Origin of the sequence: Pontibacter coccineus, assembly GCF_030546575.1 — a bacterium.
Lineage (GTDB): Bacteria > Bacteroidota > Bacteroidia > Cytophagales > Hymenobacteraceae > Pontibacter > Pontibacter coccineus.
The window spans coordinates 336,867-356,271 of record NZ_JAUOTN010000001.1 but is presented as its reverse complement, the minus strand read 5'-3'; the positions used below and the strand labels follow the sequence as shown (position 1 = coordinate 356,271).

Annotated in this window: 16 protein-coding genes; 7 read left to right on the top strand and 9 right to left on the bottom strand. The window is 51.7% G+C overall.

Annotation, left to right across the window (positions count from 1 at the left end; genetic code table 11):
- Nucleotides 1-89 precede the first annotated feature (89 nt).
- The 5 genes from Q4E40_RS01610 to Q4E40_RS01590 all read left to right on the top strand — a co-directional run bounded on the left by Q4E40_RS01610 (nucleotide 90) and on the right by Q4E40_RS01590 (nucleotide 9,294).
- Nucleotides 90-716, top strand: a complete 627-nt coding sequence (locus Q4E40_RS01610; protein ID WP_303409654.1) for an OB-fold-containig protein — start codon at nucleotides 90-92, stop codon at nucleotides 714-716.
- 5 nt (nucleotides 717-721) lie between these two features.
- Nucleotides 722-2,857 (top strand): flotillin family protein, encoded by a 2,136-nt coding sequence (locus tag Q4E40_RS01605; RefSeq protein ID WP_303409653.1) that lies wholly within the window; start codon nucleotides 722-724, stop codon nucleotides 2,855-2,857.
- 125 nt (nucleotides 2,858-2,982) lie between these two features.
- Nucleotides 2,983-3,612, top strand: coding sequence for a DMP19 family protein (locus tag Q4E40_RS01600; RefSeq protein ID WP_303409652.1), 630 nt, complete (start codon nucleotides 2,983-2,985; stop codon nucleotides 3,610-3,612).
- Nucleotides 3,613-3,649: 37 nt separating this feature from the next.
- Nucleotides 3,650-4,069 (top strand): DUF3997 domain-containing protein, encoded by a 420-nt coding sequence (locus Q4E40_RS01595; RefSeq protein WP_303409651.1) that lies wholly within the window; start codon nucleotides 3,650-3,652, stop codon nucleotides 4,067-4,069.
- A 257-nt stretch (nucleotides 4,070-4,326) separates the two neighbouring features.
- Nucleotides 4,327-9,294, top strand: a complete 4,968-nt coding sequence (locus Q4E40_RS01590) for a DNA repair ATPase (RefSeq protein ID WP_303409650.1) — start codon at nucleotides 4,327-4,329, stop codon at nucleotides 9,292-9,294.
- 77 nt (nucleotides 9,295-9,371) lie between these two features.
- Here the strand turns inward: Q4E40_RS01590 and Q4E40_RS01585 are convergent, their stop codons facing one another.
- The 5 genes from Q4E40_RS01585 to Q4E40_RS01565 all read right to left on the bottom strand — a co-directional run bounded on the left by Q4E40_RS01585 (nucleotide 9,372) and on the right by Q4E40_RS01565 (nucleotide 13,683).
- Nucleotides 9,372-10,007, bottom strand: a complete 636-nt coding sequence (locus Q4E40_RS01585; protein ID WP_303409649.1) for a hypothetical protein — start codon at nucleotides 10,005-10,007, stop codon at nucleotides 9,372-9,374.
- 143 nt (nucleotides 10,008-10,150) lie between these two features.
- On the bottom strand, nucleotides 10,151-10,648 hold the full coding sequence (locus Q4E40_RS01580; protein ID WP_303410147.1) for a DinB family protein: 498 nt from the start codon (nucleotides 10,646-10,648) through the stop codon (nucleotides 10,151-10,153).
- Nucleotides 10,649-10,746: 98 nt separating this feature from the next.
- Nucleotides 10,747-11,436: a helix-turn-helix transcriptional regulator gene (locus tag Q4E40_RS01575; RefSeq protein WP_303409648.1), complete on the bottom strand. Its 690-nt coding sequence runs from the start codon at nucleotides 11,434-11,436 to the stop codon at nucleotides 10,747-10,749.
- Nucleotides 11,437-11,529: 93 nt separating this feature from the next.
- Nucleotides 11,530-11,862, bottom strand: a complete 333-nt coding sequence (locus Q4E40_RS01570) for a hypothetical protein (RefSeq protein WP_303409647.1) — start codon at nucleotides 11,860-11,862, stop codon at nucleotides 11,530-11,532.
- Between the two features lie 60 nt (nucleotides 11,863-11,922).
- Nucleotides 11,923-13,683, bottom strand: a complete 1,761-nt coding sequence (locus Q4E40_RS01565; protein ID WP_303409646.1) for a M48 family metallopeptidase — start codon at nucleotides 13,681-13,683, stop codon at nucleotides 11,923-11,925.
- A 257-nt stretch (nucleotides 13,684-13,940) separates the two neighbouring features.
- On the opposite strand from Q4E40_RS01565, the gene Q4E40_RS01560 reads away from it, so the two are divergent.
- Nucleotides 13,941-14,780 (top strand): MBL fold metallo-hydrolase, encoded by an 840-nt coding sequence (locus Q4E40_RS01560; RefSeq protein ID WP_303409645.1) that lies wholly within the window; start codon nucleotides 13,941-13,943, stop codon nucleotides 14,778-14,780.
- 142 nt (nucleotides 14,781-14,922) lie between these two features.
- Here the strand turns inward: Q4E40_RS01560 and hflC are convergent, their stop codons facing one another.
- Both hflC and hflK read right to left on the bottom strand, forming a co-directional pair.
- On the bottom strand, nucleotides 14,923-15,861 hold the full coding sequence (hflC, locus tag Q4E40_RS01555) for a protease modulator HflC (protein ID WP_303409644.1): 939 nt from the start codon (nucleotides 15,859-15,861) through the stop codon (nucleotides 14,923-14,925).
- A 3-nt stretch (nucleotides 15,862-15,864) separates the two neighbouring features.
- A complete protein-coding gene (gene hflK, locus Q4E40_RS01550; protein ID WP_303409643.1) occupies nucleotides 15,865-16,848 on the bottom strand; it encodes an FtsH protease activity modulator HflK in 984 nt (327 codons plus the stop codon).
- A 228-nt stretch (nucleotides 16,849-17,076) separates the two neighbouring features.
- Here hflK and Q4E40_RS01545 point away from each other — a divergent pair, with 228 nt between their 5' ends.
- On the top strand, nucleotides 17,077-17,694 hold the full coding sequence (locus Q4E40_RS01545; RefSeq protein WP_303409642.1) for a hypothetical protein: 618 nt from the start codon (nucleotides 17,077-17,079) through the stop codon (nucleotides 17,692-17,694).
- Nucleotides 17,695-17,748: 54 nt separating this feature from the next.
- Here the strand turns inward: Q4E40_RS01545 and Q4E40_RS01540 are convergent, their stop codons facing one another.
- Together Q4E40_RS01540 and Q4E40_RS01535 are read right to left on the bottom strand one after the other, a co-directional pair.
- Nucleotides 17,749-18,114 carry a spore germination protein GerW family protein gene (locus Q4E40_RS01540; RefSeq protein ID WP_303409641.1) on the bottom strand — a complete coding sequence of 122 codons (366 nt, stop codon included), beginning with the start codon at nucleotides 18,112-18,114 and terminating at the stop codon, nucleotides 17,749-17,751.
- Between the two features lie 226 nt (nucleotides 18,115-18,340).
- Nucleotides 18,341-19,363 (bottom strand): LLM class flavin-dependent oxidoreductase, encoded by a 1,023-nt coding sequence (locus Q4E40_RS01535; protein WP_303409640.1) that lies wholly within the window; start codon nucleotides 19,361-19,363, stop codon nucleotides 18,341-18,343.
- Nucleotides 19,364-19,405 lie beyond the last annotated feature (42 nt).

Below are 19,405 nucleotides of genomic sequence, written 5' to 3'. Positions count from 1 at the left end.
TTTCTGGGTGCGAAATGCAAAAGTATATGCTTTGTTATGAATATTCTTTTATATTTATAGCACAATACTTTTTCCAACCCACTTTGCCTATGAACGAACTTTTACAAGCTACTTTTTCTGCCGTCAACATCATTCCCACCGCTCTGCTGGCCTTCGTGCTGCTCTACTGGCTGGCTGTTATCTTCGGCTTGCTGGACCTCGACTTTTTTGATGTGGACGTTGAACCTGAGGTGGATGCCGATGGCGTGTCGGCCGTCAGCTGGCTCAACAATGTTTTGGCCTTCTTCAACCTCGGCAAGGTGCCTTTCATGGTGTTCCTCACTTTCCTGGCGCTGCCTTTCTGGGTGCTCTCGATCTTGGCCAACCACTACCTCAACGACGGCTATACCCTGCTCGGGTGGCTATACCTGATCCCGTCTTTTGTGGCCGCGCTGTTCGTTGCCAAGTTCCTGACCATGCCCTTCGTGCGCGTATTTGCCGCCATGGAAAAAGAGCACGAATCGGCCGCCAATGTCATCGGGCAGATCTGTACGGTTACCCTGCCGGCCAGCGGCTATGAACTGGGGCAGGCCGCTGTGAAGACAACGGGAGCGCCACTTTTGCTGAACGTCAGAACGACCCAGGGCTCCGCCGTGCAGAAAGGGGAGACCGCGCTCGTGCTCGAGTACAATGCTGAAAACAAATTTTACCTCATAGAACCTTACCAAACCATTTAATTCGCATGCTAGAATCTTTATCCTTGTCTATCGTCATTATACTGGCGGTATTCGCGATCGGCTTTATCGCCATCGTCATCAAAATGTATCAGAAAGCCATCCAGGGCGAGGCCATGGTGCGCACCGGCCTGGGCGATACGAAAGTGTCGTTCTCGGGCATTTTTGTGGTGCCCGTTATCCATAAACTAGAGGTGATGGACATTACGCTCAAAACGATCGTGATCTCCAGAACAGGTTCCGAAGGGTTGATCTGTAAAGACAACCTGCGCGCCGACATCAAAGTGAACTTCTTTTTGCGCGTGAACAAAACGCCGGAAGACGTGATCCAGGTGGCGCAGTCCATCGGCTGTAAGCGTGCCTCTGACCACTCGGCGCTGGAAAGCCTGTTTGACGCCAAGTTCTCCGAAGCCTTGAAGACGGTGGGCAAGCACTTTGATTTTGTGGACCTCTACCAGAGCCGCGACGATTTCAAGCGCCAGATTCTGCAGACGATTGGTACTGACCTGAACGGCTATGTGCTGGACGACTGCGCGATCGACTACCTGGAGCAAACGCCCCTGACCCACCTGAACGAAAACAACATCCTCGACGCCGAGGGTATCAAGAAGATCATCGACCTGACGGCCAGGCAGAAAGTACAGGCCAACCTGATCGAGCGCGAGAAGCAGAAGACGATTAAGAAGCAGGACGTGGAGGCGCAGGAAACGATCCTGGAGCTCGAAAAACAACTGGCTGAAAACGAAGAAAAGCAGAAGCGTGAGATTGCCAACATTAAGTCGCGTGAGTTTGCCGAGATGGAAAAAGTGCGCCACGAAGAGCGCCTGAAAGCAGAGAAAGCCCGCATTGCCACGGACGAAGAAGTGAAGATTGCCGAGCAGAACCGTGACCGCCAGATTTTAGTAGCTGAGCGCAGCAAAGAGCGTACGGATGCCATTGAAACAGAACGCGTAGAGCAGGCGAGATTGCTGGAGGCGAACGAGAAAGAACGCATCGTGGCACTGGCGCAGATCGAGAAGGAAAAAGCCATCGAAGAAGAGCGCAAGAACATCCAGGGCATCATCCGCGAGCGCGTGACCGTGGAGAAAGCCGTAGTGGAGGAAGAAGAAAAGATCAAGGACACCAAGGCATTTGCTGAAGCAGATCGTGTGAAAGCAGTAGCGATAAAGAACGCTGAGAAGGAAGCGGAAGAATCACTAGTGAAAGAGATCAAGAGTGCCGAAGCAGCCCGTCAGGCAGCGGAATTCCGTGCCAAGCAGATGCTGATCGATGCCGAGGCAGAGCAGGTGTCTTCGAACAACCGGGCACAGGCCATCAAGACCATGGCCGAAGCCGAGGCAGCACAGGCAGCAGCCATCGGATTGTCAGAAGCACAGGTGATGGAAGCCAAAGCCCATGCCCGTCAGAAGGAAGGAGAAGCGGAGGCGCTGGTGATCAAAGCCAAAGCCAACGCGCAAGCCGAAGCCGACGAGAAACTGGGTATGGTAACCGCCAAAGTGACCAAAGAGCAAGGTATAGCCAATGCCACCGTGGTAGAAAATCTGGCCGCAGCCGAAGAGAAACGCGGTCTGGCAGAGGCCCGTGTGATCGGAGAGAAGTTCACCGTGGATGCCAAAGGTATAGAGGAGAAAGCCGATGCCATGCGCAAACTCGATGGCGTGGGCAAAGAGCACGAAGAGTTCAAGCTGCGCCTGGAGAAAGACAAGGCCATCGAACTGGCCCAGATCAATATTCAGAAAGACATTGCTGCCTCGCAGGCTGAAGTGATCTCCGAGGCCCTGAAGTCAGCGAAGATCGACATCGTGGGTGGCGAGACCATGTTCTTCGACCAGATCGTGGGCTCTATCACTAAAGGAAAGCAGGTAGACCGCCTGGTAAGCAACAGCGAAGTGCTGAACACGGTGAAGGACACCTTCTTCCACGCAAACGGCAGCGGCCACGTGGACTTCAGAGAAAACCTGCAGCAGTTCATCAACCAGTTCGGCATGACCTCCGACGACGTGCGCAACCTGAGCGTTTCGGCCATCCTGCTGAAGATGATGCAAAGCAGCGCCGACGAAGGCACGCTGAATACCCTGAAGCAGCTGACTTCTGCGGCTACGGCCATGGGTATAGCGGACAAGCCTTATGTTTCCTTGAACTAACCTCACCCTAAACCCCTCTTCTGAAAGCAGGAGAGGGGTTTTTATACTCGCTCAGGCCATTAGGACAGAATCTAGCTATGAAATCAATTTGAATTTTGAGCAAATGGTATGATTTAAAATAATAGATGAAGAAAATATTTTCAGTGACACTCTTAGTGTTAGGATTAACATCTCTATTAGGTTGCAACGGACAAGAGCGCAAAAAATCAGATGTGGAAGCTATAGATGCTTCTATTGAAGCATTTATAAATAGGACTATATATAAGGAACTGACAGAGGATATATTAAAATCCGTACCGGATCATGATTTAGAGCAAACAGTTTTTGATAATATTTATGCAATTATTGGTGACGACTATGAAAATGAACTCGAGAAAGTCCAGAAATTAACAAAAGGCCAACAGGCAATTTTCTCTACTTGGATGGTCGAGGCGGAAGTAAATAATGGGGGTTTCAACCAATTCTACTTCAATTCAAGCGGACAGTACGCAAATATGGCTGTTGATGGGTTTGAAACTGTTGGGGCAGTAAAATTCGCTGAACTGATGAAAGAAGCAAATACAGTATATGCCTCCATTGAAAAAGACCTTGAAAAATTTGATGACGGCACACTGGAGAGTTTTAGCGCATCCTATAAAGAAAACCCTCTTAATGACCTAGATGATAAATTTTATAAACTAGGAGAATCAGAATCTTTAACGAATTTAAAGGTGAGATATATTAGGGAGAATATTGATCAATTCATCACGAAGTAGTACTGTTATTGCCAGCTCGTTAGCTTAAAACCAAAGCATGAAAAACAAAGTTATTCTCGCTATTGGAGTATTTACGATGCTCTTAATATACTCTTGTTCGCAAGGCAGTGCTGTGGATTTGGGCAATGGATATAGGTTTGATTATGACCCTGTCATAAGTCGCGATGATGCCATTTTTGGGCCTGATGAAAATGTCTATGCTGTTGAAGGACATGTTACAGGGTATAATTTTGATTCGACTTTCATAGTCGCTGAGCAAAAGCCGAGGCATGTAATTTTAAGAGATACATATCGTAAACTTAATATCACTTTACCTGAAGAAGATAAAATTTTCGAACAAAGTACCTTTCGGCAATTCTGGATAATTGATAAAAAACAGGATAAGAGGTATGGCCCATTCACAAAGGAAAAGTTTCTAGAAAAACGGGGGGAATTAGGGATAGACCTAAAACTTTAATGATCTCGGCCTAAGGAAACTTATAGCAAGATATTAGAGGCTGTACTAAATGATCAATTAGAGCAAAGGAAAAGTTAATGACCTCCATAAAGCAGTCTTTTTGTGGAGGTTTAAGCTTAAATATATTAGAATAATCTATTACGAAGTAAAATTACGGTTGCGAGATAGGCGCTGATTTAGCATAGTTATACTTTGCCAAGTGTATACACAAGCACACGGACTTTTATCCAATCTTAAATTCTTAATCCTCCACCCACATGGAAGATACCAATACCGCCACTACCGCAACTGCCGAAAACGTGCAGTTGGAGGGAGGCACTTATGAAATTCTACGCAACCGTCTACAGAAAAGCGGAGCCGAGCTGCGTGCGCAGCTCGAGCAGCTGAACCAGGAACGGAAGAGTGTGTTCGGAGCCATTGAGACGCAGCTGATCACGACCGAGCGCATTACGACCGAGAACAACTGTGTGCCCTGGGACATGGTGCCGGTGGGCTATACCTTGCTGTTTGGCTACAACGTATACCTTGGGCTGAAGTCGGAGGTGGAGCTGACGGATGTGTTTGGCGTCTATATCTACGAGGGGCACAGCTTCCACCAGCAGTCGCTCGACATGCTGCAGGACAAGACCTTTCAGGACGATTTTCAGAAGCTCTACAAATACTACAAGAATACCCAGTTCGTTAAGTTTGCGCACATCGGCAACTACCTCTATATGGTGTTCCGGGTGGGCAAGGGCCTGAACGATATCAAGACCTTTAAGTGGTTGCTCAAAGGCGATACGATCACCTACGTCGACAATCGCAGCGACCATGAGTACGTGTTCCCCAACCAGCATGATTTCAGCTGGAAGCGTACTACCCGCGAGGCGCAGCGCAAAGGCAAGCACCCGCATGTGTCCATCGAGGACAAAGTGTTCGTGGAAACGGTGGGCGGCGACCTCACCATCAAGGTAGAAGACAACACCGATTCCGGCCGGGGCATTTATTCGGAGGAAGTCGAAGACAAGGACCAGACACTGGACGATTCGGAGATCTACTACGCCGTCCTGGGCAATATTATTCTCCTCAAAATACGACCCTACCGGGAAAACAATTACCGTTACTTCGTTTACAACATCAAGCTGCAGGAGGCCCGCCGCATCGATGCGCTGGAGCACAGCTGCGTGCTGTTGCCGGACGGACAGGGCATCATCTATGCCTATGGCTATTACCTGCAGACAGGCGAGTCCAAGCAATTCGACAACAACCTGCAGGACATGCTCTTTGAGAAGCGCATCGCCTCCCCGAACGGCGAGGATTTCCTGTATGTGTTCTACAACAAAGAGTCCAGCGTATACCTGTTGCTGTCCTACAACCTGATCACGCAGCAGATCGAAGTGCCCATTGTCTGCCACGGCTACGCCATCTACGAAAACGGCGAACTGTGCTATTTCCGGGCGGACGAAGAGGCGCAGAAGCACCACGCCATCCAGATCTGGCAGACGCCCTACATCGGGCCAAACTTTGTTATACCTGTTACGCAGGAGTCCTACCTCTACAAGATTGGCAACAAGGACATTGTGCGGGCCATGGCCGAGAGCAACGAAGTGCTGTCGCTCCTGCACAAGGATGATTCCTATGCCAACCTATACCTGGATCTGATCAAGAAAACGACAGATGTACTGGATGCCTACCACTGGCTGAACCGTGCCGAAACGTACAACCTGGCAGCCCCTATTTCGGCTATCCGGCAAACGGCTACCGCGGCGGTAGAGGAGTACGAAAAAGTGCTCAGCATCAAGAAGAACACGCAGGCGCAGATCAGCCAGGTGCTGGGGCAGGCCGACGCGCTGATCCAGACGCTGAAGCACAAGAAGGCAGAGAGCATCAACGACTACGTGCTATACCTGTCCCACCTGCGCGGTATACGTGGGGAGGTGATCTCGCTCAAAGAATTGCGGTATACCGACCTGCCAACCATTGAAAAATATGAAGCGCTGCTGCAGACTTTTGCCCAGGAGACAGCCAACGGAGCCGTTGAGTTTTTACTGCAGCCCAATGCACTCGCACCTTACGAGAAAAAGGTAAAGGAGATAAACACGGCCATCGAAGGTATAGCAAAAGTAGTTGAGGCCGATGCGACCGACAAGGAAATCACAGCGGTTTCGGCGGAGCTGGAAATGCTGATCGATGTGGTGAGTAACCTCAAGATAGAAGACGCTACCCAGACTACCCGCATCATCGATACCATTTCGGCTATTTACGCCACTTTCAACCAGACCAAAGCCACCCTGCGCCGCAAGCGTAAAGAGCTGTTGAGTCAGGAAGGGAAGGCCGAGTTCAACTCCCAGATCAAGCTGATCAGCCAGAGTGTGGTGAATTACCTCGACGTGTCGGACTCGCCCCAGAAGTGCGAAGAGTACCTGGCCAAGTTGATGGTGCAGTTGGAAGAACTGGAAGGCCGCTTCCCGGATTTCGACGAGTTTATTGAGCAGCTCACCGTCAAGCGGGAAGAGATCTACAGCGCCTTCGAATCGAAGAAGGTACAGCTGCAGGAGGCACAGAACAAGCGCGCCAACAGTCTGCAACAGGCAGCCGATCGTATCCTGAAAGCCGTGCAGAACCGTGCCGGCAAACTGACCTCTGTGAATGAGATCAACGGCTACTTCGCCTCCGACCTGATGATCGAAAAGGTACGGAGCACGGTGGAGGAGTTGCTCAGGATCGGTGACACGGTAAAAGCCGACACCATTCAGAGCCGTCTCAAAACGCTGAAGGAAGATGCCGTGCGCCAGCTCAAGGACAAGCAGGAGCTGTTTGTGGAAGGCGCCAACATCCTCAAATTCGGTAAGCACCAGTTCACGGTCAACACCCAGCCATTGGAGCTAAGCGTAGTGCACCGCGACGACGCCATGTACTACCACCTGACCGGTACTAACTTCTTCGAGAAGATCACGGATGAATCTTTCCTAAGCTACCGCCCGGTGTGGGAGCAGTCGCTGGTATCGGAGAACAACCAGGTATACCGTGCAGAATACCTGGCCTTTAAAATATTGGAGGCTGCACAAGACGCAGCTATAGCAAGCCAGCAATCAGAGAACAACCTCAAACTCCTGACCGTCGACGAATTGCACAAACTCACCGCAACGGAGCTGACCGAGTACGTGAACAAATTCATGGCCGTGCGCTTCAACGAAGGCTACATGAAAGGCGTGCACGATCATGACGCAGCATTGATTTTGAGCGCCCTGATTCGCCTGATCAAGACAGCCGATTTGCTCCGCTATACCTCCATTGACAGGGCCTGTGCGCAGCTGTACTGGCAAGTATTTGTGCCGGAAGCGAAAAAGAAAACACTCAACCACCAGCTCAAAGGGATAAGCACCATCCTGCAGGTGTTCCCCGATACGCACGAGTTTGACGACGTAAAAGCCGATCTGCAGCAGGAGCTCCATACCTTCCAGCAGGAGACGGGGCTATGCCAAGAGGCCAATGCAGCGGAGGCAGGTGCCTATCTGTTCTACGAACTCACCCGTGGCAACCACTTCGTCATCGATAGCCAGGCAGATGTGCTCTATGACGGTTTCAGGCATTTCCTGACAGAGCGAAAGGTGCTCCATACCTTTGAGGAATCGGTAAAAGCACTGCAGGAAAATGTGGTTCATCAGTTCGAACTGATTCAGCATTGGCTGAAAGCCTACATCGCGCAGGCTGGTCAGCACGATAAAGCCGAGTATGTAGCTGAAGTGGCGACGCTGTTGCTTACCAATAGTCATAATCCGCTGCACGTGGTGCACACGGTCCTGAAGGAGAATCTGCAAGGGATGCAGGGCGCGCACCAGCAGGTGCAGGGCCAAAGCTATCAGTTGAACTACCACCATTTCCTACACCGGCTGCGTGCTTATACCTCCGGCACAGCGACCGCTTTTACAGCTTTCACGGAGCTCAAAAAGAACATGACGCAGCAGGCCGAGCAGGCGCTCCGTCTGAGTGAGTTCAAACCACGGGTGCTGTCTTCGTTTGTGCGCAACAAACTGATCGACCAGGTATACCTGCCGCTGATCGGGGCGAACCTGGCTAAGCAGATCGGTTCGGCAGGGGAGAGCAAGCGTACCGACCTGATGGGCATGCTACTCCTGCTTTCGCCGCCGGGTTATGGCAAGACGACCATCATGGAGTACATTGCCAACCGGTTGGGCATTATCTTCATGAAGATCAACGGCCCGGCCATTGGCCACCAGGTGACGGCGCTGGACCCGAAAGAGGCTCCTAATGCCGCTGCCCGCGAAGAGCTGGAGAAGCTGAATCTGTCTTTTGAGATGGGCGACAACGTGATGATCTACCTCGATGACATTCAGCACTGTAACCCGGAGTTCCTGCAGAAGTTCATCTCGCTTTGCGACGCGCAGCGCAAGATCGAGGGCGTGTACAAAGGACGCAGCAAAACCTATGACTTCCGGGGCAAGAAGGTCTGTGTGGTGATGGCCGGCAACCCTTATACCGAAACAGGCGAGAAGTTCCGCATACCTGACATGCTCGCCAACCGCGCTGATATCTACAACCTGGGCGACATCATCGGCGATACGGAAGATGTGTTCAAGCTGAGCTATATTGAAAATTCCCTTACCTCCAACACGGTGCTGGCGAAGCTGGCGGCGAAGAGTCAGAAAGACATTTATACCTTGTTACAACTCGCCGAAACCGACAACAGCGAAGGGTTGGAGTTCGAAGGCAACCACTCGGCAGCCGAGCTGAACGAGTATGTGCTGGTGCTGAAGAAATTGCTCAAGATTCAGGACGTAATTCTGAAGGTGAACCTGGAGTACATCCGTTCGGCCGCGCAGGCAGACGAGTACCGCACCGAGCCGGCTTTTAAGCTGCAGGGCTCTTACCGCAACATGAACAAGCTGGCCGAAAAGGTGATGCCGATCATGAACGACCAGGAGCTGCAGACGCTGATTTTGTCGCACTACGAGGCCGAGTCGCAGACACTCACTTCCGGGGCCGAGGCCAACATGCTCAAGTTCAAGCAGCAGATCGGCATCATGACCGAAACAGAAGCACGACGCTGGGAGGATATCAAGGCCACCTTCGTCCGCAACAACAAGCTCAAAGGCTTCGGCGGCAACAACCAGGTCGGGCAGGTGCTGTCTGAAATGGAGAACATCTCCGGCGGACTGGCAGGTATAAAAGAGGTGCTGAGTCAGTTTAAGCCGAGCAGACTGGAAGCGGCGGAGGAGCTGTAAGGTATAGCATTTACAAAAAAGTCCCTGCAGGTATAAACCTGCAGGGACTGTCACTTCAGTAATTTTCAGGTCTATGCTTACTTCAGGTATTTAACACAAAGCAAGATAGCATACATCCAGGAGGAGTAGAGCAAGGTATAACCAAGGCCATATAAGGCAGCTTTAGAGAAATTGCCTCTGCATTTGGGGCTGTTCTTCAGCACCAGTCGTACGGCTCTGAAGAAAACCCAGTACAGCATAGCGGCTATCAACAGAACAAAGGCCCAGATAACTGTTTCGAATAGGAAAAGGAAGGCAATGAATGCAATAGTTACTGCTATCCAGGCAAAGACTGCGGCGGCAATTTCATCTGCACCATCACCAATATCTAAGTCAGGCAAAATACTTCCTTTGCCTCCTGATTTGCCAGCCACATCAGGTACATCCGCTACGGCCTCCGTCGCCGAATTACTCAACCACTTTACTTTCCTGGTCAGGTCTCCTACATCATCCTTCAGTTTTAAGCCATAGTACAGGCTTGCAGTCAGGAAGCCAAAGCATATAGTAGATAGTATAGAAAGTGAAATGGCCGCATTTTCTACCAGACTTCTGCTGGAGTTAAATCCTGTCAGGTAAACTGTGAGGATCGTGCCGGTCATGATCAGCAGGGCACTGATAAAGATCCATTTAGCAGGTACAAGTTTAATTCGGGGCCTCTGTAGAGTTTGCATCATCAAGCAAATCAAGCGTCAAAAATCTGGGAAAGCATTTAGTCGAATATACTGGATTTTATATATTATTGAAAGTATACATGAAGCAAAAAACAAAAGGCTGGCCTTGCTACAGAACCAGCCTTCCTAATACTATAAGTCATGCTTTAAAAACCCATTTCATCGGCGCTCGGGCCGTAGCTACCCGGTATGGGAATGTCGAGCAGACGGAGGTACACGCCCAACTGTGCGCGGTGGTGGATGATCTGCGAAATAGACATGCGGATGACGTCGGCTTTGGAAGATGTGCTGTAGATCTGGTCGCCTTCCCGGAGGGTCCACGGTTGGTCCAGTTGCTCTTCCTGGGCTTCGGCCAGGGCAGCTTTTCCTTCGGCCTGTGATTTTTCGAAATAGGCCACCAGTTCTTCTGTGTTGGCTATTTTCACGGGTTGGTAAGGGTTTTGGGCAAAATCCAGTTCGTCGGTCGTCAGGGCCATTTTAATCCAGGCAGGCAGTTCGGCTACGTGTGTTGCCAACCGGATCATGCTCATACTTTTGGGGTGAGGCTGCCAGTCGTACTTGTCTGCGGGCACGCGCTCGAGCATTTTGCGGGTAGTTTGAGCTTCCTGTTCCAGTTCTTTCGAGAACAGTTCAATTAGGGTCATGGTGGTTACGGTCATAGTTTTATCTTTTAGTTTAGGACAAAGAAACCATGCCCCACTGACAACCCTATGGCAGTGTACTTTCGAAGCTGAAAATATTTTTAGTAATCGACCGGCAGCAGCTTCATGTAATCGCCCAGCACGATATGGTCTTTCTTCTCAAAAGGCTGTTCGGTACTTCTGATCTTCAGGATGCGCGACACCCGGAAGTCGCGGTACTCGTGCCGCAGGTGGCACCAGGCGATCAGATGCCAATTCATCGCGTAGAACACCAGCCCGATCGGCTCTACCAACCGGGCGCTTACTTCCTCTTTGTTGTTCTTGTAGGCCAGTTCCACCATCACCTTTGCGGCAATGGCATGCTGCAGGGCGGCCAGGTAATCGGAGTTGAGTTGGAAGCAGGCCGGGATTTGTAGCCGGATATTGTTGGTCAGCGCTTCGAGCTTTTCCTTCTGCGAGGCCTTCAGCACGTTCTTGACCTTGGTCAGGGCACTGGAATAATGCTCCTGGATCGACCTGTCGGCAAACCCGTAGACCATGGCCTCCATCAGGAGCAGCGCACTGGCCTCCTCGGAACTGAAGGAAACCGGTGGCAGAAAATAGCCCTGCACGATAAAGTAGCCCTTGTGCTGCTCGAAGCTCACCGGCACGCCTTGCTCGCCCAGCGCCTTCACATCGCGGTACACGGTGCGGACACTGATCCCGAACCGCTCGGCAATCTGCTCTGCCGTCACATACTTCTTCGACTGCAGCAGCGTCAGGATACCAAAGAGCCGGTCAATTCTGTTCATAATTCTAAATGGAGGTGAAGGATGCAAAATCAGGGAGTGTCATTGTTCCTTTTACATCATCATCTTCCAAGTATACGAAAACATATCTTCTGGCTATACCAATTCTTTTTCAATTGTAGAAGTGGAAGCCACCAACTGCTCCTGCAGACTCAGCAAACTGCCGAGACACTTCCTGTATACCCGTTGCATACGCTCGGCAACAGTCACAGTCTGGTTGATCAGCGTGTTCAGTTCTTCTCCATGCAGCGTGTCAGCCGACATCCAGATCAGCTCTTCTGGCAACAGGTAATGGCGTACTGACTGATCCGTATCCATGTTCTGCAGCGCCGGGAATCTGAGGGTGTCGGTCTCTATCAGAATTGTATCAAACGTATTGCGGTGTTGCCGGAATTCTGCTGCAAAGCCCTTGGCCTCCTTTTCTGTCATATGACTTCCTTTGCGGATGGCCGCATCGATGGCGTTCTGCAGATTTTGTTGCTCCTGCTGCTAGGCGCTGTACTGTTTCACCCAGGCCACCAGGAAGGTATAGCGCTGCAGCAATTCCGCTCTTTGCGCAGGCTGTGTTGCTGTCAGCAGGTAATGCGCGGCAAATACTTTGGTGTCGAACTGCTGGTACCAAGCCTCGTCAGCCGGGAACTGCTGCAGCCTTTGCTCCAGCAGTGCCTGAGCCTCCTGCGGTTCATAAGTGAAGCCGTTGCTCAGGGTATAGGTTTTGCGCTTGTCCTGCTTCTGGAGGATCAGCGTCAGGGTCTGGATGTCCTTATACCGGCCACCTAGTTCCTCCATCTTCTGCTGCAAGCCTGTTCCGTAAAGCGAACTTAGAGCCTCGGGCAATAAATCGGACGATATACCTGCTTTTGAGACCAGCGCCTCTGGCTCAGAGAGGTCCAGTTCGGTAAGCAGGCGGTTGTCGTATACGCCCAGGTAGTGTGCTTTGAAAGTAGTTTCCTGCTGCTCTGCTTCCACAAAAGCCTGCACCTCTTCGGCCGGGGTAAACTCAATGTTCGGGTGCAGTTGCAGGTTGATACGAAGCAGGTTTTGCGTAACGGTTTCCGCCAGCTTTTCCGGCTCGTTGAAAAGCAGCCAGGGCGAGCGCTCGTCTTCTATACCTGTAATATAGGTGGCCTTGGCGCTCTGCTCTCTTTTGTAATTGGAGGGGTGGCTGGAATACATCTCGGCTAAGTGTCCGTCTTCGTCGGAGAAGATAAATCGTGCACCTGCAGGCTGCTGGGGCAGGTTGTCTAAAAGCGACTGCTTGAAGCTTTCGCGTGTCTGGCTCAGGTACTCAACGGCTTTGCGCTGGTGATAGAATAGGTTGGTGGTGTAGATCCTGTTATCGATGGCAGTAGAAAGGTAATTGTTTGAATGTTCAAAAGCCTGGCTGGCAGGCCCCAGTCGGTAGAGCGCATTCACGATGGCATCGCTACCAGTCACGCTCACGGCCACACGGTCAGCATTGTATTCCATCTGGCGCGATAGCGAGGAGTGTACCAGGTTGATGGCCTGGTAAATCAGGGCCATGAACTTGCGGATAAGCCAAACCACCGGCATCAGCAACCAGCCAAATATGGCCAGCTGGATGTTGGAGCCTTTCCATTTTTCCAGCAGCTCATCCCACTTGTCCCGCTCATACACAATGCTCTGGATGATGCTGTTGGCCATGTACACATAGCTGCCCAGTTTCATGCTGCTTTGTGAAAAATGCCCGAATTCATGTGCCAGCACTGCTTTGAATTCTGTCAGATTGATCGAGTTGACCAGTCCCAGACCGATCAGTAGATTTTTTTTCACAGGCAGGAAGAGGCTGAGGATGGTGCTGTTGTAAAACACGCAGGCATTGATCTTGTGGTTGACAAACACCTTGTGTGGGAGAGGGGCATTGGTTTCGGCGCAGAGCTGGCGAATGAAAGCGAAGAGCTGCGGATGTTCATCCTCTGTTATCTCGACGTTCAGCGGGTTGCTGGTATCGTGTTTTTTGAAGAGAAACTTCAACATAAAACCAAACAGCATACCTGCCATGCCGATCGCACCAAGCTTCAGCAGAATAGTCCATCGGTTGATCGTCTCCATTGGGTACATAATAGCCAGGTATAGCAGGTAACCGGCCGCAACCACCATGGACAGGTATAGGATCAGAAAGACCAACATGGCCAGCAGCACATATACCACCTGGCTTTTGTAGGAGGATGAGGGGAGTGTAAAGCCAGCAGGTATACGCTGGGGACTTTCAGGGTAAAGTTGTTTCATGAAAAAGGTAGGTGTGGTTTTTTATTAGACCTTAAATATAAGTATAATTCTATATTTACAATCCTGCCCGCTATACTTTTTTGCACTTTAATATAAAAGTTTTAGAACCGGCTAGATGAACGACTGATGGGAATTATTATTTGTGAAAACCTTTTAGGAAATGGCTGCTGTTGATTGGGGGTGAAGCCAGAGTTTAAGGAAATTTCGGAATTTTGCAAGTTGATTAATCCCTGAATAAACCCGACCTTTGTACCTCTATGCAATTAGCCATCACCTCATTAAATTCCGGCAGCAACGGCAACTGTTACTACATCGGCAACGGCCAGGAAGCTGTGCTGGTGGATGCCGGTATTTCGTGCCGCGAAACCGAGCGGCGCATGCAGCGGCTTGGACTGAGCATGAAGCAGGTGAAGGCTATTTTTGTGTCGCATGAACACTCCGATCACATCAAAGGTATACCGGTGCTGGCGCGTAAGTACAAATTGCCGGTCTACATTACGACCAGTACCTTGTACCGCTCCCGCATGGACCTGAGTGGGGTGGAGGTGGTGTCTTTCACAGGATACGAGCCGGTGCAGATCGGTAGTTTATCCGTGACAGGTTTTCCGAAGTTTCATGACGCGGCCGACCCGCACAGTTTTGTGGTGGAAGGCCATGGCGTAAAGATTGGAGTGTTTACGGACATCGGCACGCCCTGCGACCATGTCATCCGGCACTTCCAGCAATGCCACGCCGCTTTTCTGGAAACGAACTACGACGAGGGCATGCTGGAGCAGAGTTACTACCCTTACTACCTCAAGCGACGCATCAGCAGCAACCACGGCCACATGTCCAACAAGCAGGCACTGGAGCTGTTTGTCGCACACAAGCCAGCCTTCATGAGCCATGTGTTCCTCTCGCACCTCTCCAAAGACAACAACTGCCCGAAACTGGCGAAAAACCTTTTTGAAACCTGCGCCGACGGTACGGAAGTGGTGGTTGCTTCAAGATTTGAAGAAACACCCGTGTATACCATCAGCTGCCAAGGCGATATCTTCGAGCGTACCTTGTCAGTAGCGGATATCACACCGGCTGGGGAGCAACTGTCTTTGTTTTAACTATAAGGACAAGCTACAAGAAACGGTGCACGATTCGGACGGGGCGTGACCTCTTCCTACAAAACTTTCAATGCCAAAAAGCCCGATGACGCTATACCTAACGTTATCGGGCTTTTCCGATTTTCTACCTTTCTAATTCCTCTCAATTCGCCCGCTTCAGATACTTATACAACTCTGAATCAGTAGACAGAATGACACTCGTCTTGTCATCAAAAGATTTTTCAAGCGTCTCCATGGAGCGGAGGAAGCCGTAGAGCTCGCGGGCCTGGGCGTTGCGGTTGTAGGCGGAGGCATAGATGGAAGTTGCCTGCGCGTCGGCTTTACCACGGATTACCTCGGCTTCGCGGGTGGCCTGAGAAGTGATCTGGGCCAAGTCACGCTCTTTGTTGCCCTGTATCTTGCGGGCCTCACCCTGGCCTTCGGAGCGGAACTGGTCGGCGATACGGTTACGCTCACTGATCATACGGTCGTATACCCGGTTACGCACCTCATCCACGTAGTTCATGCGCTTAAAGCGGAAATCCAGGATCTGCACACCCAGGTCCGAGGTGCGTTCGTTAGCGCGTTTCAGGATCAGCGCCTCAATTTTGTCACGGCCAAACGTTATCTTTTCCAGGTTCTCCAAATCCTCCATCACTTCGTCCGATACTTCCGGCTCGCGGTTGGTAGAGCGCACGATATCGAGCAGGTCGTGGCTGGCAATGGCGTTGCGGGTTTCACCGTCCAGGATGTCGTCGAGGCGTGACTGGCCGGAGCGCTCGTCGCGCAGACGGATGAAGAACTGCAGCGGATCGGTGATCTGCCAGCGGGCGTAGGAGTCCACGAAGATGAATTTCTTGTCTTTGGTAGGCACCTGGTTGGCGTCGCCGTCCCACTCGAGGTAGCGCTTGTCGAAGAACTGCACCTTCTGCACAATCGGGATCTTGAAGTGAAGACCCGGCTGGGTGCGTGGTTCGCCTACGGGCTTACCAAACTGGGTGACAATAGCCTGCTTGGTTTCGTCGAGCACAAATACGCTGGTGAAAAGCAAGGTAAGCAGCAACACAGCGGCTAGGAGCGAGAGTATCTTGGGGGTGTTCACAGGCTATTTCGTTTGTGTTTGCGTTTTATTCTGATTCAGGTTCAGCAGTGGCAGCACGTTGTTGCCGCGCTCGTCCACAATCACCTTATCACCAATTTTTGGCAGGATGCGCTCCATCGTCTCCAGGTATAGACGCTTCTTAGTCACTTCAGGGGCTTTCACATACTCATCAAAAAGTGAGTTGAAACGGGCGGCCTCACCCGTGGCCACGTTCACTCGGGTGAGTGCATAAGCCTCGGCCAACTGAACGGTTTCGTCGGCCTCACCACGGGCACGCGGAATGATGCGGTTATACTCCGACTCAGCCTGGTTGATCAGGGTTTCGCGCTCCTGTTGAGCCTGATTCACAGCGTTGAAAGATGGCTTCACGGTCTCGGGCGGATTTACGTCCTGCAGCACCACCTGATCGATGCGAATCCCGTTTTCATACTCATCGCACATGCGCTGCAGGAGCACCTCCATACTGGTGGCCACTTCCTGACGCCCGACAGTGAGCACTTCGTTCACGGTGCGGTCACCTACTATTTTGCGCATCGCGGATTCAGACATGTCGCGCAGGGCTTTCTCCGCGTCGCGCACCTTGAACAGGTAGTTGTAGGAGTTCACGATCCGGTACTGCACCACCCACTCGACATTAGCCAGGTTCAGGTCGCCGGTCAGCATCAGCGATTCGTCGTTGAAGTCTGCCTTTGAATATTGGGTGTTCTGCTCTGTGTCGGTCGTCCTAAAACCAAACTCCTGCTTGAGCTGGCGCTGCACCGGAATCTTCTGCATTTCCTCTATCCCGAAAGGCAATATAAAGTTCAGGCCCGGCTGCACTGTGCGGTCGTAGTGGCCCACATACATCACCACGCCCTCTTCTTCAGGGCCCACCGTTTTGACGGAAGTAAGCAGGAGGATCAGCAAAAAAAGTCCGAGTAATATTTTTCGGAAGTGTTTGCTGATCAAAAACATATAATGCTGCAGGCGGTAATTGGGCTCGGCCATGGGCAATGCGTCGATTAGTTCGTAGCGTTAAGATAACTAAAATATCTTAATATGTTAATGTCTTGATAGGTATAGCCCCATGGCTTTAAGGTGCACGAGCGCAGGTATAGGGAAGTGATGGAGTCCAGGCAGAAGGATAGGACTAAGCTTTTTCCGGGTTTTCTTCGTACAGGGTAAAAACAAACAGGCAGCCTTTAGTTTTGTCATTTTCACTTAGCCCAAACCGATATGAAACAATTTTTCGCTTTTGTTTTCGCCCTGTTGATAGGGTATAGCGCCCAGTCCCAGGGCACAGCTATACCTCCTGTTGAGAGTCAGATAAAGACCGCCGTGCTCGCCGCCCCAGCCGACAAACGGGAAGGCGCCACCGTGTTGGGCTATAATCAGAAAGGGGAGGTGGTCACTTTGAGAAAAGGCACAAACGAACTGATCTGTCTGGCGGATGACCCGAGTCAACCCGGCTTTTCGGTGTCGTGCTACCACCGCGACCTGGAGCCTTTCATGACCCGTGGCCGCGAACTGCGCAAGCAGGGTATGAGCGCCAATGACATTTTCGAGACCCGTGAGAAGGAAGCCAAAAGCGGAAAACTGACCTTGCCCAAGCAACCCGCTTCGCTCTTCGTGTTCAGTGCCCCTGATGAGCAGGTGAACGCGCGCACCGGCGAGGTAGCGGATGGCTATCTGCGCTACGTGGTCTACATACCGTGGGCAACCGCCGAGAGCACCGGCCTTCCGATCAAGCCCGATCAGGGCGCCGTGGCCATGCCCTGGATCATGCATCCGGGCACGCATGGGGCGCACATCATGATCAACCCGCCCAGAGCCAAAGCAGGGGACAGTAAGTAGCAGTTGCTTTCTTATACCTATGCAAACGGGTTAATTCCTGTTAACTAACCAGCGTTAGCGCTTGTTAACCAGTTTGTTGACGGTCCTCAGCAAGATAAAGGCCATGACACCGCTCACGCCAATTATCTTGATAACCCTTTCTGGGTCCGGGATGGATCTGAATTTTGTGTTGCCGTCCTTTATTTCAATATAGCCCACCGGTTTGACGGCTACGCCGCCACCGCCGCCGGTTCCTTCTTCGCCCGCTTTGGAGCCACTGCCGCCACCGAAGCCATACATGGCCTTGGCCGCAGGTATAACCGTTACGCCGTCGCGCTCCACTGGTTCGCCGTAAATGGTACTGGCACTTGCTGATATACCCAGCCGCTGCGCCAGGCGCTCAATAAAACTGTTCTGGTCTTTCTTTGCTGTCTCTTCCATGCGCTATTATTTTAACTGTTTGAAGATGATGTACTAAAAGGTTGTACGTGACGGAATCCAATCGTTTCGCAAAAGCATGAGAGCGGCCACATAGGATGGGTGAGGAGTAGCAGCGGGAAGGTTTAGGGATAAAAAAAACAGACCCGAAGTATGCTCGGGTCTGTTAATGCGTAGCGGAGCAGGTAGAGGGCCTGCGCCGCATTGGATCTAAGGCTGAGTTATACGCTTATACCTTGGCCGCTTTCAAATCTATCAGTTCCGACAGCAAGGTATAGGAATGCTGGCGCTTCTCCGGATCAAAGATACCCGTCGAGATCATCAGTTCGTCTACCTGCGTCTCGTCCACGAAGGCCTCTAGCTCTTCCTGCACCGACTTCTTGCTGCCCACAAAACTGTAGCGGAGCATCTGTTTCACGGCGTATTCCTCCTGCAGGCTCCAACGGTCTTTCATACTCTCCACGGGCGCCTGCATCGGCAGGGCCTTGCCTTGTATCACGTTCAGGAATGACAGGTATAGGGAGGTTGCCAAATGGTTTGCCTCCGCATCCGTATCAGCGGCTACGACGTTCACACAGGCCATGGCGTAGGGCTCCTGCAGTTGGTCAGACGGACGGAAACTGTCACGGTATACCTTGAGAGCATGGTGCAGGGCGGCTGGGGCAAAGTGACTGGCGAAAGCGTAAGGCAATCCCATAATGCCGGCCAGTTGTGCCCCGAAAGTGCTCGAGCCCAGGATCCAGACAGGTATATCCAGTCCCTCGCCAGGTATAGCACGTACCTTGGCCGTGCTGTTTTCCTTGCTCAGGTACTGGCGCAGCTCCGCCACGTTGTTCGGGAAGTCCTCCACATTGCCTTGCAGGTCGCGGCGCAGGGCATGGGCCGTCACTTGGTCGGTACCAGGCGCTCGTCCCAGACCCAGGTCGATACGACCGGGGTACAGGCTCTCGAGCGTGCCGAACTGCTCGGCCACCACCAGCGGGGCGTGGTTGGGCAGCATGATACCGCCGGATCCGACGCGCAGCGTAGAAGTGCCGCCGGCAATGTAACCGATCAGGACTACGGTAGCCGAACTGGCAATGCCGGGCATGTTGTGGTGCTCCGCCAGCCAGTAACGGGTGTATCCCAGCTCCTCCACATGACGAGCCAGCTCCAGACTATGCTGAAAGGAGTCGTGGATGCTCTTGCCGGTGCGGATCGGCACGAGGTCGAGTACGGAAAGTTTGATATCTTGTAGCTTCTTGTGTGCCATCGTGCTTGGTTATTGAGCCGGACAAAAGTCTTTTGATTTTAC